We start from the raw sequence: 16075 nt of genomic DNA on the forward strand, positions 1-16075 counted from the left end.
GCTGACAACCGTCATACTGGTCAGCACGCGACCAAAGCATTACAATACGCGGCCTGCAATCCTGGCTGATACCCGTCATACTCAGCGTATACGAACTTAAGCAAGAGCAAGTCGATGACAAAAAAACTCCACATAAAAACCTGGGGCTGTCAGATGAACGAATACGATTCATCGAAGATGGCCGATCTGCTGGATGCCACTCACGGCTATCAACTGACCGAGGTGGCGGAAGAAGCGGATGTGCTGCTGCTTAATACCTGCTCAATCCGTGAAAAGGCTCAGGAAAAAGTCTTCCATCAGTTAGGCCGCTGGAAGCTGCTGAAAGAGAAAAACCCCGATCTGATTATCGGTGTTGGCGGCTGCGTAGCGTCTCAGGAAGGCGATCATATTCGCCAGCGCGCGCACTATGTCGACATTATTTTTGGGCCGCAAACCCTGCACCGCTTGCCGGAAATGATCAATTCCGTACGTGGCACCCGTAGCCCGGTGGTCGATATCAGCTTCCCGGAAATTGAAAAATTCGATCGCTTACCGGAACCGCGTGCCGAAGGCCCGACCGCGTTTGTATCAATAATGGAAGGCTGTAACAAATACTGCACTTACTGCGTGGTGCCTTATACCCGTGGTGAAGAAGTCAGCCGCCCTGCCGACGACATCCTGTTTGAGATCGCGCAACTGGCGGCACAGGGCGTACGTGAAGTGAATCTGCTCGGCCAGAACGTGAATGCCTGGCGTGGTGAAAACTACGATGGTAGCATCGGCACCTTTGCTGAATTGCTGCGCCTGGTCGCCGCTATTGATGGTATCGACCGTATCCGTTTCACCACCAGCCACCCGATTGAGTTTACCGATGACATTATTGATGTCTATCGTGACACCCCGGAGCTGGTGAGCTTCCTGCATCTGCCTGTGCAGAGTGGTTCTGACCGCATACTGAACCTGATGAGCCGCACGCATACCGCACTGGAATACAAAGCGATCATCCGTAAGCTGCGCGAGGCGCGGCCGGACATTCAGATTAGCTCCGATTTTATCGTCGGCTTCCCGGGTGAAACCACCGAAGACTTCGAAAAAACCATGAAGCTGATTGCCGATGTTAACTTCGACATGAGCTACAGCTTTATCTTCTCCGCACGCCCGGGCACGCCCGCTGCCGATATGGTAGATGATGTGCCGGAAGAGGAGAAAAAACAGCGCCTGTACATTCTGCAAGAGCGTATTAACCAACAGGCGATGGCCTGGAGCCGCCGTATGCTCGGCACGACCCAGCGCATCCTGGTAGAAGGTACTTCGCGTAAGAACATCATGGAGCTGTCCGGCCGCACCGAAAATAACCGCGTGGTGAACTTCGAAGGCAAGCCGGAGATGATCGGTAAATTTGTCGATGTGGAAATCGTCGATGTCTACCCGAACTCCCTGCGCGGCGTGCTGGTGCGTACCGAAGAGGAAATGGGACTGCGCGTGGTGGAATCACCGCAATCTGTTATTGCCCGTACGCGTAAAGAGAACGATCTCGGCGTCGGTCTGTACCAACCATAATGCCACCGGCCTGCCCTATCTGGCAGGCCTTGCTTTTCCCCTCGCCGACCCCAACATCTTGCGCAATGCTTGCGACTTCTTTATATGCCGTGAATAATTCCCTAATGGGCATAGCCCTCGACACATCGAAAAGAGGAACAGTTTGAATATAGATACGCGTGAAATTACCCTTGAGCCAGCGGACAACGCACGTCTGCTAAGTCTGTGCGGCCCGTTTGACGACAACATCAAACAACTGGAGCGGCGACTGGGCATCGAAATCAACCGCCGCGATAATCACTTCAAACTCACCGGACGAGAAATTTGCGTTAATGCCGCGGCCGATATTCTGCGCACCCTATATGTCGATACCGCCCCAATGCGCGGTCAGATCCAGGATATCGAACCGGAACAGATCCATCTGGCTATCAAAGAAGCGCGCGTGCTGGAGCAGAGCGCCGAAAGCGTGCCGGACTACGGCAAAGCAATTCATATCAAAACCAAGCGTGGCGTGATTAAACCGCGCACGCCGAACCAGGCGCAGTACGTCGCCAATATTCTTGACCATGACATCACCTTCGGCGTGGGTCCGGCGGGCACCGGTAAAACCTACCTTGCCGTCGCCGCTGCGGTGGATGCGCTGGAGCGTCAGGAAGTGCGCCGCATTCTGTTGACACGCCCGGCGGTAGAAGCGGGTGAAAAACTCGGCTTCCTGCCCGGCGATCTCAGCCAAAAAGTCGATCCTTATCTGCGCCCATTGTATGACGCGCTGTTTGAGATGATTGGCTTTGAACGCGTCGAAAAGCTGATTGAGCGTAACGTTATTGAAGTCGCGCCGTTAGCCTATATGCGCGGCCGTACGCTAAACGACGCGTTTATCATTCTTGATGAGAGCCAGAACACCACCATCGAACAGATGAAAATGTTCCTGACGCGTATTGGTTTTAACTCCAAAGCGGTGATCACAGGCGACGTCACGCAGATTGATCTGCCGCGCAACACCAAATCCGGTTTGCGTCACGCCATTGAGGTGCTGGCGAACGTCGACGAAATCAGCTTTAACTTCTTCCACAGTGAAGATGTCGTACGCCATCCAGTGGTTGCCCGCATTGTTATCGCCTATGAAGCGTGGGAAGAAGCCGAACAGAAACGTAAAGCAGAACTGGCCGCCGAGCGCAAACGCGAAACCCAGGAGCAGGAGCAGAAATGAGTCAGGTGATCCTTGATCTACAGTTGGCATGTGAAGATAACAGCGGCCTGCCGGAAGAAGCGCAGTTCCAGAAGTGGCTTGACGCCGTTATTCCGCAATTTCAGGAAGAAGCGGAAGTCACCATTCGCCTGGTCGAAAATGCGGAAAGCCACGAACTGAACCTGACCTACCGTGGGAAAGATAAGCCGACTAACGTGCTCTCTTTCCCGTTTGAAGCACCGCCAGGGATCGAAATGCCGCTACTTGGTGATTTGATTATTTGCCGCCAGGTTGTGGAACAGGAAGCCCAGGAGCAAGGCAAACCGCTGGATGCTCACTGGGCGCACATGGTGGTGCACGGCAGTTTACACCTGCTCGGTTACGACCATATCGCAGACGATGAAGCCGAAGAGATGGAAGGGATCGAGACAGAGATAATGCTTGCTCTGGGCTATGAGGATCCGTACATTTCCGAGAAAGAGTAAGTTGGCGCGCAGATTACTGCGCTCCACTCACTATAAATGCCGTCCGGCGCTGAGTTTACGCGCGACGAGCGACAGATTAACCAACACGAGAACCCACACGACGCCATGAGCGACGATAACTCACACAGTAGCGACAACACCAACAACAAAAAGGGATTCTTCTCCCTTTTACTCAGCCAGCTCTTTCACGGCGAACCGAAAAACCGTGATGAACTGCTGGAACTGATCCGAGACTCCGGGCAGAACGAGCTTATCGACAACGATACGCGCGACATGCTGGAAGGGGTAATGGATATTGCGGACCAGCGCGTTCGCGACATCATGATCCCCCGCTCCCAAATGATTACCCTGAAACGCAACCAGACGCTGGACGAATGTCTCGATGTCATTATCGAGTCTGCCCACTCGCGTTTTCCGGTGATCAGCGAAGACAAAGATCACATCGAAGGGATCCTGATGGCTAAGGATTTGCTGCCTTTTATGCGCAGCGACGCCGAAGCGTTCAGCATGGAAAAAGTGTTACGCCAGGCGGTAGTGGTGCCGGAAAGCAAGCGTGTCGATCGCATGCTGAAAGAGTTCCGTTCCCAGCGCTACCATATGGCTATCGTTATTGATGAGTTCGGCGGCGTGTCCGGTCTGGTGACGATTGAAGATATTCTCGAGCTTATTGTCGGCGAAATCGAAGACGAATATGACGAAGAAGAGGATATCGATTTCCGCCAGCTTAGCCGCCACACCTGGACAGTACGCGCGCTAGCCCCGATTGAAGATTTCAACGAAACCTTCGGCACCCACTTCAGTGATGATGAAGTAGACACCATTGGCGGTCTGGTGATGCAGGCGTTTGGCCACTTGCCTGCGCGCGGCGAATCGATTGACATTGATGGTTACCAATTCAAGGTCGCTATGGCTGATAGTCGACGTATTATTCAGGTCCATGTCAGAATGCCGGATGATTCTCCGCAACCGAAACTGGATGAGTAATGTAAATGGTATTTGCCGCATTGTTTGAGCGCCAGCGCATACGTCTGCTGCTGGCGTTGTTATTCGGAGCCAGCGGAACGCTGGCTTTTTCTCCTTATGACTTCTGGCCCGCCGCACTTATCTCCCTGATTGGTCTACAGGGTTTAACCCTGAATCGCCGCCCGTTACAGGCTGCCTGGATTGGCTATTTCTGGGGGCTTGGTCTGTTTGGCAGCGGTGTGCACTGGGTGTATGTCAGTATCGCCCAGTTCGGCGGCATGCCAGGCCCGGTCAATATTTTCCTTGTGGTACTGCTGGCGGCCTATTTGTCGCTCTATACCGGGCTGTTCGCCGGTATTTTGTCGCGTCTGTGGCCGCATACCACCTGGTTGCGCCTGGCCGTTGCCGCACCGGTCGTCTGGCAAATTACCGAGTTCCTGCGCGGCTGGGTGCTGACCGGTTTCCCGTGGCTCCAGTTTGGTTACAGCCAGATAGATGGGCCGCTGAAAGGCCTTGCACCGGTGCTTGGCGTTGAAGCAATCAATTTCTTACTGATGGTGGTGAGCGGTCTGGTGGTGCTGGCGGTAGTGCAACGTCGCTTGCGCCCGCTGGTTGTCGCCGTTGTGCTGTTCGCTCTGCCCTTCCCGCTGCGTTATATCCAGTGGTATCAACTGCTGCCGGAGCGCACCACTCAGGTGTCGATGGTGCAGGGGAACATTCCACAATCGATGAAGTGGGACGAAAACCAGTTGCTCAATACGCTGAAAATCTACAGCGAAGCCAGTGAGCAAGTGATGGGTAAATCGCAGCTGATCATCTGGCCGGAGTCCGCCATTCCTGATCTGGAAATTAACCAGCAACGCTTTTTAAGCGCCATGGATAATCTGCTACGGGCGAACAACAGTACGCTTATCACCGGGATTGTCGATGCACGTCTCAATAAGCAAAACCGCTACGATACCTACAACACCATCATTACACTGGGCAAAGACAACGCGTATAGCTACAGCTCAAGCGATCGCTACAACAAAAACCATCTGGTGCCGTTCGGCGAATTTGTACCGCTGGAGTCGATTCTGCGCCCGCTGGCACCGTTCTTCGATTTACCGATGTCCTCCTTCAGCCGTGGCGCTTATGTACAACCTCCGCTGACGGCTCATGGGCTAACGCTGACGGCGGCAATCTGCTACGAAATCATCCTTGGCGAGCAGGTGCGTGATAATTTCCGCCCGGATACTGATTTCCTGCTGACCATCTCGAACGACGCCTGGTTTGGCAAATCCATCGGCCCGTGGCAGCACTTCCAGATGGCGCGGATGCGTGCGCTGGAGCTGGCGCGACCGCTGTTGCGTAGCACCAATAACGGCATCACTGCGGTCATTGGCCCGCAGGGTGAAATCCAGGCGATGATCCCGCAATTTACTCGCGAAGTATTAACCGCGAAGGTGACGCCCACCTCTGGTCTCACGCCGTATGCCCGCACGGGCAACTGGCCGCTGTGGATTATCACCGTGCTGCTGGGCTTTGGCGCCCTGGTGATGGGCTTGCGTCAGCGCCGCCGTTAATCCCTTTCCCCGCTGTTCTGCCCGGTGACTGTCTGCTTGCCGGGCATCCTCTCTTCGCTACGCAAAATTTACGATTAAGCCGTTTTTGGCATGCGGTTTGCTTATATCTATCAGGCAGCTATGAAATCCGCTTATGTGCAACTTACGTCGCACCAACAGGAAACAGTAGCAGCACCAATCTGGTGCAATGGGAGATTTTTGCCTCTAAACGGTGCGGCGCGCCTCGCAAAAATAAACAATACCGCAGCAAAATCTTTACATTAAGCCAGACTGAATGTAACAAACACACACGACACTGCACGATATTGTCGCAGAACAACAAAAACACAATACACACAATGGGTATCAATACGCGTCTCTGGCGCTGACGATAAAGGAGTCTGGATATGCAATTACGTAAACTGGCCGCCGCGATGCTGGTGATGGGACTGTCCGCCGGTCTGGTGCATGCTGAAGATGCAAAACCTGCCGACGCAGCGCCGGCCGATCAACAAGCTACGCTGGCTAAAATTGCTAAAAACGGCGTTATCGTCGTCGGTCACCGCGAATCTTCCGTACCGTTCTCCTACTACGACAATGAACAAAAAGTCGTGGGTTACTCCCAGGACTACTCCAACGCTATTGTTGAAGCCGTGAAGAAAAAACTGAATAAGCCGGATCTGGCGGTAAAACTGATTCCAATCACTTCACAAAACCGTATCCCGCTGCTGCAAAACGGCACCTTCGATTTTGAATGTGGTTCCACCACCAATAACGTTGAACGTCAGAAACAAGCGGCGTTCTCTGACACCATTTTCGTGGTTGGCACGCGTCTACTGACCAAAAAAGGCGGCCCAATTAAAGACTTCGCTGACCTGAAAGGCAAAGCCGTGGTGGTAACTTCCGGTACTACGTCGGAAATTCTGCTGAACAAGCTGAACGACGAAAAGAAAATGGATATGCGTATTATCAGCGCGAAAGACCATGGCGACTCGTTCCGTACGCTGGAAAGCGGCCGTGCGGTGGCCTTTATGATGGATGACGCGCTGCTGGCGGGTGAACGTGCGAAAGCGAAAAAACCGGACAACTGGGACATCGTTGGTACACCGCAATCAAAAGAAGCCTATGGCTGTATGCTGCGTAAAAACGATCCGGAGTTCAAAAAGCTGATGGATGACACCATCGCGCAGTTGCAGACATCCGGTGCAGCGGAAAAATCCTTCGATAAATGGTTTAAAAACCCAATTCCGCCAAAAAACATGAACCTCAATTTCGATCTCTCTGACGATATGAAAGCGCTGTTCAAAGAACCGAATGACAAAGCTCTGAACTAATTAAAACCATTAGGGGCGGGTTTACCTGCCCTCTCGATTGTCGAAGTAGCACGGACAGACTATATGCTGAGTGGTCGTTCCCCACTCAACACGAAAACTCGCTCTTCATACAATCTTCGAGGGTAGCGCTGCTACCCTTTTTTTTCCGGAGTAGATTTATGTCCATAGACTGGAACTGGGGAATATTTCTTGAACAGGCCCCGTTCGGCAACACCACCTATCTTGGCTGGCTATGGAGTGGTTTTCAGGTCACCATCGCGCTTTCCGTGACGGCCTGGATTATCGCTTTCCTGGTCGGTTCCCTGTTTGGCATCCTGCGCACCGTCCCTAACCGTTTCTTGTCCGGCATTGGCACCCTATATGTCGAACTGTTCCGCAACGTGCCACTGATCGTGCAGTTTTTCACCTGGTACCTGGTGGTACCGGAACTGCTGCCAGAAGATATCGGCATGTGGTTCAAATCAGAACTGGATCCGAATATCCAGTTCTTCGTCTCCTCAATGGTCTGCCTGGGGCTGTTTACTGCAGCGCGCGTTTGCGAGCAGGTACGCGCCGCGATTCAGTCGCTACCGCGCGGCCAGAAAAACGCCGGTCTGGCGATGGGGCTGACGCTGCCGCAAACCTACCGTTATGTATTGCTGCCAAACGCCTATCGCGTGATTGTGCCGCCGATGACCTCGGAGATGATGAACCTGGTGAAAAACTCGGCCATCGCCTCCACTATCGGTCTGGTCGACATGGCAGCACAGGCAGGGAAATTGCTGGATTACTCGGCACATGCCTGGGAATCGTTTACGGCAATCACCGTTGCGTATGTATTAATTAATGCTTTCATTATGTTGGTGATGAACCTGGTTGAACGCAAAATTCGCCTGCCGGGCAATATGGGGGGCAAATAATCATGTACGAATTTGACTGGAGTTCAATCGTCCCTTCGTTGCCGTACCTGGTCGCGGGTCTGATCGTCACGCTGAAGATCACGGCGATTGCGATTGTTGTCGGTATCGTCTGGGGAACGCTGTTGGCAGTAATGCGCCTGTCCACTTTCGCCCCGCTGCGCTGGTTCGCCAAGAGTTACGTTAACGTGTTCCGCTCCATTCCGCTGGTGATGGTGCTGTTGTGGTTTTATTTGATCGTGCCGGGTTTTCTGCAAAACGTGCTCGGCCTGTCACCCAAAACCGATATCCGCCTGATTTCAGCGATGGTGGCCTTTTCAATGTTTGAAGCGGCCTACTATTCAGAAATCATTCGCGCAGGCATCCAGAGTATCTCCCGTGGGCAGTCCAGTGCCGCACTGGCGTTGGGTATGACGCACTGGCAGTCGATGAAACTCATCATCCTGCCGCAGGCGTTTCGCGCCATGGTTCCGTTGCTGCTTACGCAGGGCATTGTGCTGTTCCAGGATACCTCGTTGGTCTATGTCCTGAGCCTCGCGGACTTCTTCCGCACCGCATCTACTATTGGCGAGCGCGATGGTACGCAGGTTGAAATGATCCTGTTTGCTGGTGCTGTCTATTTTGTTATCAGTTTGAGTGCTTCGCTGTTGGTCAGCTGGCTGAAGAAAAGGACCGTCTAATGATTTCCCTGAAAAATGTTTCTAAATGGTATGGTCACTTTCAGGTGTTGACCGATTGCTCCACCGAAGTGAAAAAAGGCGAAGTGGTTGTGGTTTGCGGGCCGTCCGGCTCCGGTAAATCCACGCTGATTAAAACCGTCAACGGTCTGGAACCGGTGCAGAAAGGCGAGATTGTCGTCAACGGCACCAAAGTGAATGACAAGAAAACCGATCTGGCGAAGCTGCGTTCTCACGTCGGGATGGTGTTTCAGCACTTTGAATTGTTCCCGCACTTGTCGATTATCGAAAACCTGACGCTGGCACAGGTAAAAGTGCTGAAGCGTGATAAAGCCGCTGCACGGGAAAAAGGGCTCAAGTTGCTGGAGCGCGTTGGTTTGTCAGCGCATGCGAATAAGTTTCCGGCGCAACTCTCAGGCGGTCAGCAGCAGCGCGTGGCGATTGCGCGCGCGCTCTGTATGGATCCAGTGGCGATGCTGTTTGATGAGCCGACTTCCGCGCTCGATCCCGAGATGATCAACGAAGTGCTGGACGTAATGGTCGAACTGGCGAACGAAGGCATGACCATGATGGTGGTAACCCACGAAATGGGCTTTGCCCGCAAAGTGGCGAACCGGGTGATCTTTATGGATGAAGGGAAAATTGTCGAAGATTCAGAGAAAGATGCCTTCTTTGATAATCCGAAATCCGAACGTGCTAAAGACTTCCTCGCTAAAATCCTGCATTAACAGCCTGCGCCTGCCCGCTCCGGGCAGGCGCTTTTGGGATTACGGTTCGAACGGGCGGCGCTGGAATTGGTCATGTCCGCATTTCGGGCATAACGGCAACACATCCGGCGTGTAGACCGCCAGATGAAAATGACACTTCTCGCACACCAGATTCCCAAGCCCTACCACCTCGCCGCTGTGATACACGCCGTGATGGTTGAGATCCTGAAATACTTCACGCCATTCAAGCTGCGTTTTATCGGTGATATCCGCCAGCTCCTGCCAGATACTCTCTTTAATCACCCGCATAAATACGCTGTCGGTGACTTCCTGCTGGCTTTCGCTGTAACTGAGGGCGAACTCTTCCAGATCGCGGCGAATGGCGCGCATCAGCTCGTCAACCTCGGTACGCGTTAACTCGCCGGTCTTCGCCACGCGCAGGCGCGCTTGTTCAACCAATGCGTCAATATCTCGCTCTCCATTGCGTAGACGCTCGGTCAACGCCGCTACCAGTTCACGGTAAAAATGAGCAACCTTGTTCATCGTTTCGCCTCCCGGTTCAGTAACTCTCTCTAATGGTAGACGTTATTTCTTGCTCTCAGTGCCGACTCGCCCGCACTGTCGACAAAAAATTAGCCGCCAACGGCTGCGGCAATTTCATTCCCGCCTCGCGGAAAGGCTGTTTTGAGAGTGGCGTTTGGGCTATGCTATGCCTTTCGAAAAATCACGTAACAACGCTACATTTGTAGCTGTAGCAAAAACAGGACTACTGGCTGCCATGCAAGAGCAATACCGCCCGGAAGAGATAGAATCCAAAGTACAGCGCCACTGGGAAGAGAAGCGCACATTTGAAGTCACTGAAGACGAGAGCAAAGAGAAATACTATTGCTTGTCGATGCTCCCCTATCCTTCTGGCCGACTACACATGGGCCACGTCCGTAACTACACTATCGGCGATGTGATCTCGCGTTATCAGCGCATGCTGGGTAAGAACGTGCTGCAGCCGATTGGCTGGGATGCGTTTGGTCTGCCGGCTGAAGGCGCGGCGGTAAAAAATAACACCGCACCAGCACCGTGGACTTACGACAACATCGCGTACATGAAAAACCAGCTCAAAATGCTGGGCTTCGGCTATGACTGGAGCCGCGAGCTGGCGACCTGCACACCGGAATATTACCGTTGGGAACAGAAGTTCTTCACCGAGCTGTACAAAAAAGGGCTCGTCTATAAGAAAACTTCTGCGGTGAACTGGTGCCCGAACGACCAGACCGTGTTGGCGAACGAACAAGTTATCGACGGCTGCTGCTGGCGCTGTGATACCAAAGTTGAGCGTAAAGAGATCCCGCAGTGGTTTATTAAAATCACCGCTTATGCCGACGAACTGCTGAATGACCTGGATAATCTGGATCACTGGCCGGATACCGTGAAAACCATGCAGCGTAACTGGATTGGCCGTTCTGAAGGGGTGGAAATCACTTTCGACGTGCAGAACAGCGACCAGAAACTGACGGTCTACACCACTCGCCCGGACACGTTTATCGGCGCAACCTACCTTGCCGTTGCGGCGGGTCATCCGCTGGCGCAGCAGGCTGCCGCGAGCAAACCAGAGCTGGCGTCCTTTATCGATGAATGCCGTAATACCAAAGTTGCTGAAGCCGATATGGCGACGATGGAGAAAAAAGGCGTTGATACCGGCCTGAAAGCCATTCACCCGCTGACCGGCGAAGCCATCCCGGTGTGGGCGGCAAACTTTGTGCTGATGGAGTACGGTACTGGCGCGGTGATGGCCGTTCCGGGTCACGATCAGCGCGACTACGAATTTGCGACTAAATACAATCTGCCGATCAAGGCGGTCATTCTCAACGCAGACGGCAATGCGCCGGATCTTAGCGAACAAGCGATGACCGAAAAAGGTGTGCTGTTTAACTCCGGCGAATTCGACGGACTCGACTTTAACGCTGCGTTTAACGCCATTGCCGACAAACTGGCGGCCAAAGGCGTGGGCGAGCGCAAAGTGAACTTCCGTCTGCGCGACTGGGGGGTTTCCCGTCAGCGTTACTGGGGCGCACCAATCCCGATGGTGACGCTGGAAGACGGTACCGTTATTCCAACGCCGGAAGATCAACTGCCGGTTATCCTGCCGGAAGATGTGGTCATGGACGGTATCACCAGCCCAATTAAAGCCGATCCTGAGTGGGCGAAAACCACCGTTAATGGCCAACCGGCACTGCGCGAAACCGATACCTTTGACACCTTTATGGAGTCATCCTGGTACTATGCGCGTTACACGTGCCCGCAGCACAACGAAGGCATGCTCGACCCGAAAGCGGCAAATTACTGGCTGCCGGTAGATATCTATATTGGCGGTATCGAACACGCCATCATGCACCTGCTCTACTTCCGCTTCTTCCACAAACTGATGCGCGACGCGGGCATGGTGAACTCCGATGAGCCTGCGAAACAACTCCTGTGCCAGGGCATGGTACTGGCCGAGGCGTTCTATTACGTGGGTGAAAACGGCGAGCGTAACTGGGTTTCGCCGAAAGATGCCATTGTGGAACGTGACGAGAAAGGCCGCATTGTCAAAGCGACCGATCCGGCGGGCCACGAGCTGGTATATACCGGCATGAGCAAAATGTCCAAGTCGAAAAATAACGGTATCGACCCGCAGGAAATGGTTGAGCGTTACGGCGCGGACACCGTGCGTCTGTTCATGATGTTTGCATCGCCAGCCGATATGACACTGGAGTGGCAAGAATCCGGCGTAGAAGGCGCGAACCGCTTCCTGAAACGCGTCTGGAAACTGGTTTACGAACACACCACTCAGGGTGCTGTTGCCGCGCTGGATATGGCTGCACTGAGTGAAGATCAGCAAGCCCTGCGCCGTGACGTGCATAAAACTATCGCGAAAGTTTCCGATGATATCGGTCGCCGTCAGACCTTTAACACCGCTATCGCGGCGATTATGGAGCTGATGAACAAACTGGCGAAAGCGCCGCAAGAGAGCGAACAAGATCGCGCCTTAATGCAGGAAGCTCTGCTGGCGGTGGTACGAATGCTTAACCCGTTCACCCCACACGCAAGCTTCACGCTGTGGCAGGCGTTGGGCGGCGAAGGCGATATCGACAACGCGCCATGGCCGGAGGCTGATGAAAAAGCGATGGTGGAAAACACCACGCTGGTCGTCGTCCAGGTCAACGGTAAAGTGCGTGGTAAAATTACTGTTGCCGTTGACGCGACAGAAGAACAGGTGCGTGAACGTGCGGGCCAGGAACATCTGGTAGCAAAATATCTTGATGGCGTGACCGTGCGTAAAGTGATTTACGTACCGGGTAAACTGCTTAATCTGGTCGTTGGCTAAGCGCGGGAGGAAGCGTGCGATATCTGGCTACATTGTTCGTATCACTGGCGGTGCTCATCACCGCCGGATGTGGCTGGCATCTGCGTAGTACCACGCAGGTGCCGACCGAAATGAAAACGATGATTTTTGACTCCGGAGATCCGAATGGTCCGTTGAGCCGTGCGATCCGCAGCCAGTTGCGTCTCAACGGTATTAGCTTGCTGGAGAAAGAATCAATGCGTCAGGACGTGCCTTCGCTTCGTCTTCTCGCTTCAAGCATAAGTAGCGACACCGCTTCTGTTTTCCAGGATGGACGTACTGCGGAATATCAACTGGTGCTGACCGTAAGCGCCAGCGTATTGATCCCGGGTCATGATATTTACCCAATCAATACCAAAGTTTATCGTTCCTTCTTTGATAACCCGCAAACGGCGTTGGCGAAAGCCGCGGAGCAGGATATGATCGTTCAGGAGATGTACGATAAAGCAGCCGAACAGTTGATTCGTAAGCTGCCTAGCGTACATACTGCGGACGCAAAAAATGAGCAGGCTGTTTCAACCTCCACGCCAGCCCAAACTTCGGCGCAACCGGGTAGCTAATGCTCAGGTTGTATCCTGAACAACTCCGCGCGCAGCTTAATGAAGGGCTGCGCGCGGCGTATTTACTCCTCGGTAATGATCCGCTGCTGTTACAAGAGAGCCAGGACGCTGTGCGTCAGGTCGCCTCTGAACAGGGTTTCATCGAACACCATACCTTCACACTGGATGCCAGCACGGATTGGGATGCGATTTTCTCCATCTGCCAGGCATTGAGTCTGTTCGCCAGCCGTCAGACGTTACTGTTACAGCTGCCCGAAAATGGCCCAAACGCTGCTATCAATGAACAACTGGCAAAGCTGGTTAGCCTGCTGCATGACGACCTCATTTTGACGGTTCGCGGGAACAAGCTCACCAAAGCGCAGGAAAATGCGGCATGGATAACGCAGTTAAATAATCGTGCCGTGCAGGTAAGCTGCCAGACACCGGAACAGGCAAACCTGCCGCGCTGGGTTGCCGCCAGGGCAAAGCAAAACAAGCTGGAACTGGACGACGCCGCCAATCAGTTACTTTGTTATTGCTATGAAGGAAACTTACTGGCACTGGCGCAAGCGCTGGAACGCCTGGCGCTGCTGTGGCCGGATGGCAAACTCACCCTGCCCCGCGTGGAACATGCGGTGAACGACGCAGCGCACTTCACCCCTTTCCACTGGGTTGATGCGCTACTTGCCGGAAAAAGCAAACGCGCATTGCACATTCTCACCCAGTTGCGACTGGAAGCGTGTGAGCCGGTGATCCTGCTGCGTACCGTGCAACGCGAATTACTGTTGCTGGTGACGTTGAAACGTCAGTCAGCACACACGCCACTGCGTGCGCTGTTTGACAAGCATCGGGTGTGGCAAAACCGCCGGGGTGTGACGGGCGATGCGCTTAATCGCCTGAGCCTCAACCAGTTACGCCAGGCGGTCCATTTGCTGAGCCGCATTGAGCTGATTGTGAAGCAGGATTTTGGGCAGTCGGTCTGGGCCGAGCTTGAAGGGCTTTCTCTGCTACTCTGTCATAAGGCACTGGCAGACGTTTTTATTGATGGTTGATATGAATCAGTTGCAGGCACTGTTTGGCGGTACATTTGATCCGATCCATTATGGGCACCTGAAACCTGTGGAAGCGCTGGCGAACCAGATTGGCCTTTCCAGGGTGATCATCATGCCCAATAACGTGCCGCCGCACCGTTCACAACCTGAAGCCAGCAGCCAGCAACGCAAAAAAATGGTCGAACTGGCGATTGCCGATAAACCCTTATTCACCCTTGATGAACGCGAATTGCGCCGCGACACTCCTTCATATACGGCGCAAACCTTGCAGGAGTGGCGGGAAGAGCAAGGTGCGCAACGCCCACTGGCGTTTATCATCGGTCAGGATTCACTGTTGACTTTCCCCACATGGCACCACTACGAGTCCATTCTGGATAACTGTCATCTGATTGTCTGCCGCCGCCCAGGTTACCCGCTGACAATGGAGCAGGAAGCACATCAGCAGTGGCTGGAAGCCCACCTCACCACCAATCCTGAAGATCTGCATGTTTTACCTGCCGGACGGATTTACCTTGCCGAAACCCCGTGGTTCAACATTTCGGCGACGCTTATCCGTGAACGGCTGGAGCACGGCGAAAAGTGTGATGATTTGCTCCCCGAATCCGTCATGGCATATATCAACGAGCAGGGTTTGTACCGCTGAGCACCGCCGTCATGGCAGCGATAAGCCGATCATTCTCCCCTTCGCTTCGCACCGCTATACGGTAATAGCGCGCATCCAGCCCTGGGTAATTGGCACAGCTACGAATCAAAATGTGGTGGGAAAGCAATGCCTGTTGTAACTCCATCTCCGGCACATCACAGCGCATAAAAAGATAGTTTGCGCAGCCGGGCCAGACCGTTAACCCCGGCAGTGCGTTCAGCGCGGCGAACAAACGCGGACGTTCTTTATTGAGCCAGTTCCAGCTTGCCTGCTGATAGTCGCAGTCCTGTAAAATCACCTCACCCGCGAGCGCAGCAAAGGCATTGATGGACCACGGCATCTGCGCATCGCGCATAGACCTGACTTGCTGCTCATTGCTGCTCAGCGCATACCCCAATCGCAAGCCTGGAATGGCGTAAAACTTGGTGAGTGAACGCAGCACCCAAACATGCGGATTTTGCGCCAGATAAGGAATAAAACCTTCGCGTTCGGCAATAAAATCCATAAAGGCTTCGTCGAGGACAAGCGTAATTCCCAGCGCTTTACAACGGGCGGCAATCGCGTGCAGCAGAGCGTCGTCCGGCAACAAACCGGTGGGGTTATTGGGTGTACAGAGAAATAAACAGTCGAGATCGACGGTCAGCGCGCCCAGCAACGCATCAGTAAGCTGCCAGCCATCACTCTCACGTAATTGATAGTCGCGAATCCCGCACTCCACCAATGCCAGCGCCCGGCGATACTCCGCAAACCCTGGTGTTATCAGCATCGCTTTACGTGGCTTAAGCATGTTGACCAGCGCAAAGATCGCTTCCGTTTCACCATTTCCGGCAAGTATCCATGAAGCCGGAACCTGGTGATGAGCCGCCAGAGCCTGATGCAAACGCTGATACTCGACATCCGGGTAGCGCTCGGCGAGCGACAAATTATTCTGCAAGGCATGTTTAAGCGATGCGGGCATGCCAGCCGGATTAATGTTGGCGCTGAAATCAAGCAACTCTTCCGCCGCTATCCCCAACAGTTCTGCCGCCTCACGTGTGTTGCCACCGTGCGCACTGTGAAACAAAGCCATCTTCCGCTCCGGTTAAAAGCCGTTATCTTAAACGAAAAAGAGGCCGTGATTGAGGGCGCGATGGTAAACTTTGCGCACAA

15 protein-coding genes are annotated in these 16075 nt (G+C 53.7%); 13 read left to right on the top strand and 2 right to left on the bottom strand.

Annotation, left to right across the window (positions count from 1 at the left end):
* The first annotated feature begins 114 nt into the window (after window positions 1-114).
* The 9 genes from miaB to gltL all read left to right on the top strand — a co-directional run bounded on the left by miaB (window position 115) and on the right by gltL (window position 9334).
* Window positions 115-1539: a tRNA (N6-isopentenyl adenosine(37)-C2)-methylthiotransferase MiaB gene (gene miaB, locus C813_RS39300; RefSeq protein WP_017455904.1), complete on the top strand. Its 1425-nt coding sequence runs from the start codon at window positions 115-117 to the stop codon at window positions 1537-1539.
* A gap of 142 nt (window positions 1540-1681) precedes the next feature.
* Window positions 1682-2728, top strand: coding sequence for a PhoH family protein (locus tag C813_RS39305; protein WP_017455903.1), 1047 nt, complete (start codon window positions 1682-1684; stop codon window positions 2726-2728).
* Window positions 2725-3192 (top strand): rRNA maturation RNase YbeY, encoded by a 468-nt coding sequence (gene ybeY / locus C813_RS39310; protein ID WP_017455902.1) that lies wholly within the window; start codon window positions 2725-2727, stop codon window positions 3190-3192. Before C813_RS39305 ends, ybeY begins: the two co-directional genes overlap by 4 nt.
* 105 nt (window positions 3193-3297) lie before the next feature.
* The gene (corC, locus tag C813_RS39315; RefSeq protein ID WP_040016553.1) at window positions 3298-4176 is read left to right on the top strand and encodes a CNNM family magnesium/cobalt transport protein CorC; all 879 of its coding nucleotides are present in this window, start codon (window positions 3298-3300) and stop codon (window positions 4174-4176) included.
* 5 nt (window positions 4177-4181) lie between these two features.
* The gene (gene lnt, locus C813_RS39320) at window positions 4182-5720 is read left to right on the top strand and encodes an apolipoprotein N-acyltransferase (protein ID WP_017455900.1); all 1539 of its coding nucleotides are present in this window, start codon (window positions 4182-4184) and stop codon (window positions 5718-5720) included.
* A 386-nt stretch (window positions 5721-6106) separates the two neighbouring features.
* Complete coding sequence (locus C813_RS39325) at window positions 6107-7033, top strand: amino acid ABC transporter substrate-binding protein (protein WP_017455899.1); 927 nt, start codon at window positions 6107-6109, stop codon at window positions 7031-7033.
* Between the two features lie 158 nt (window positions 7034-7191).
* Window positions 7192-7932: an amino acid ABC transporter permease gene (locus C813_RS39330; RefSeq protein ID WP_017455898.1), complete on the top strand. Its 741-nt coding sequence runs from the start codon at window positions 7192-7194 to the stop codon at window positions 7930-7932.
* Window positions 7933-7934: 2 nt separating this feature from the next.
* Window positions 7935-8609 carry a glutamate/aspartate ABC transporter permease GltK gene (gene gltK, locus C813_RS39335; RefSeq protein WP_017455897.1) on the top strand — a complete coding sequence of 225 codons (675 nt, stop codon included), beginning with the start codon at window positions 7935-7937 and terminating at the stop codon, window positions 8607-8609.
* A complete protein-coding gene (gltL, locus tag C813_RS39340) occupies window positions 8609-9334 on the top strand; it encodes a glutamate/aspartate ABC transporter ATP-binding protein GltL (protein ID WP_017455896.1) in 726 nt (241 codons plus the stop codon). The genes gltK and gltL overlap by 1 nt, the downstream gene beginning before the upstream one ends.
* Before the next feature lie 39 nt (window positions 9335-9373).
* On the opposite strand, the gene C813_RS39345 is transcribed toward gltL, so the two are convergent.
* Window positions 9374-9856: a zinc ribbon-containing protein gene (locus C813_RS39345; RefSeq protein WP_017455895.1), complete on the bottom strand. Its 483-nt coding sequence runs from the start codon at window positions 9854-9856 to the stop codon at window positions 9374-9376.
* A gap of 235 nt (window positions 9857-10091) precedes the next feature.
* Here C813_RS39345 and leuS point away from each other — a divergent pair, with 235 nt between their 5' ends.
* Genes leuS through nadD form a run of 4 tightly spaced genes read left to right on the top strand, consistent with a single transcriptional unit; the run spans window position 10092 to window position 14926 of the window.
* The gene (gene leuS / locus C813_RS39350) at window positions 10092-12674 is read left to right on the top strand and encodes a leucine--tRNA ligase (RefSeq protein ID WP_017455894.1); all 2583 of its coding nucleotides are present in this window, start codon (window positions 10092-10094) and stop codon (window positions 12672-12674) included.
* Between the two features lie 14 nt (window positions 12675-12688).
* Window positions 12689-13252: an LPS assembly lipoprotein LptE gene (gene lptE / locus C813_RS39355; protein ID WP_017455893.1), complete on the top strand. Its 564-nt coding sequence runs from the start codon at window positions 12689-12691 to the stop codon at window positions 13250-13252.
* A complete protein-coding gene (gene holA / locus C813_RS39360) occupies window positions 13252-14283 on the top strand; it encodes a DNA polymerase III subunit delta (RefSeq protein WP_017455892.1) in 1032 nt (343 codons plus the stop codon). Before lptE ends, holA begins: the two co-directional genes overlap by 1 nt.
* 1 nt (window position 14284) lies before the next feature.
* Window positions 14285-14926: a nicotinate-nucleotide adenylyltransferase gene (nadD, locus tag C813_RS39365; protein WP_096325428.1), complete on the top strand. Its 642-nt coding sequence runs from the start codon at window positions 14285-14287 to the stop codon at window positions 14924-14926.
* On the opposite strand, the gene cobD is transcribed toward nadD, so the two are convergent.
* Window positions 14901-15995, bottom strand: a complete 1095-nt coding sequence (gene cobD / locus C813_RS39370; RefSeq protein ID WP_017455890.1) for a threonine-phosphate decarboxylase CobD — start codon at window positions 15993-15995, stop codon at window positions 14901-14903. The two genes, nadD and cobD, sit on opposite strands and share 26 nt — an antisense overlap.
* Window positions 15996-16075: the final 80 nt, after the last annotated feature.

The sequence above is a fragment of the Kosakonia sacchari SP1 genome (genome assembly GCF_000300455.3).
GTDB classification, from domain to species: Bacteria; Pseudomonadota; Gammaproteobacteria; order Enterobacterales; family Enterobacteriaceae; genus Kosakonia; species Kosakonia sacchari.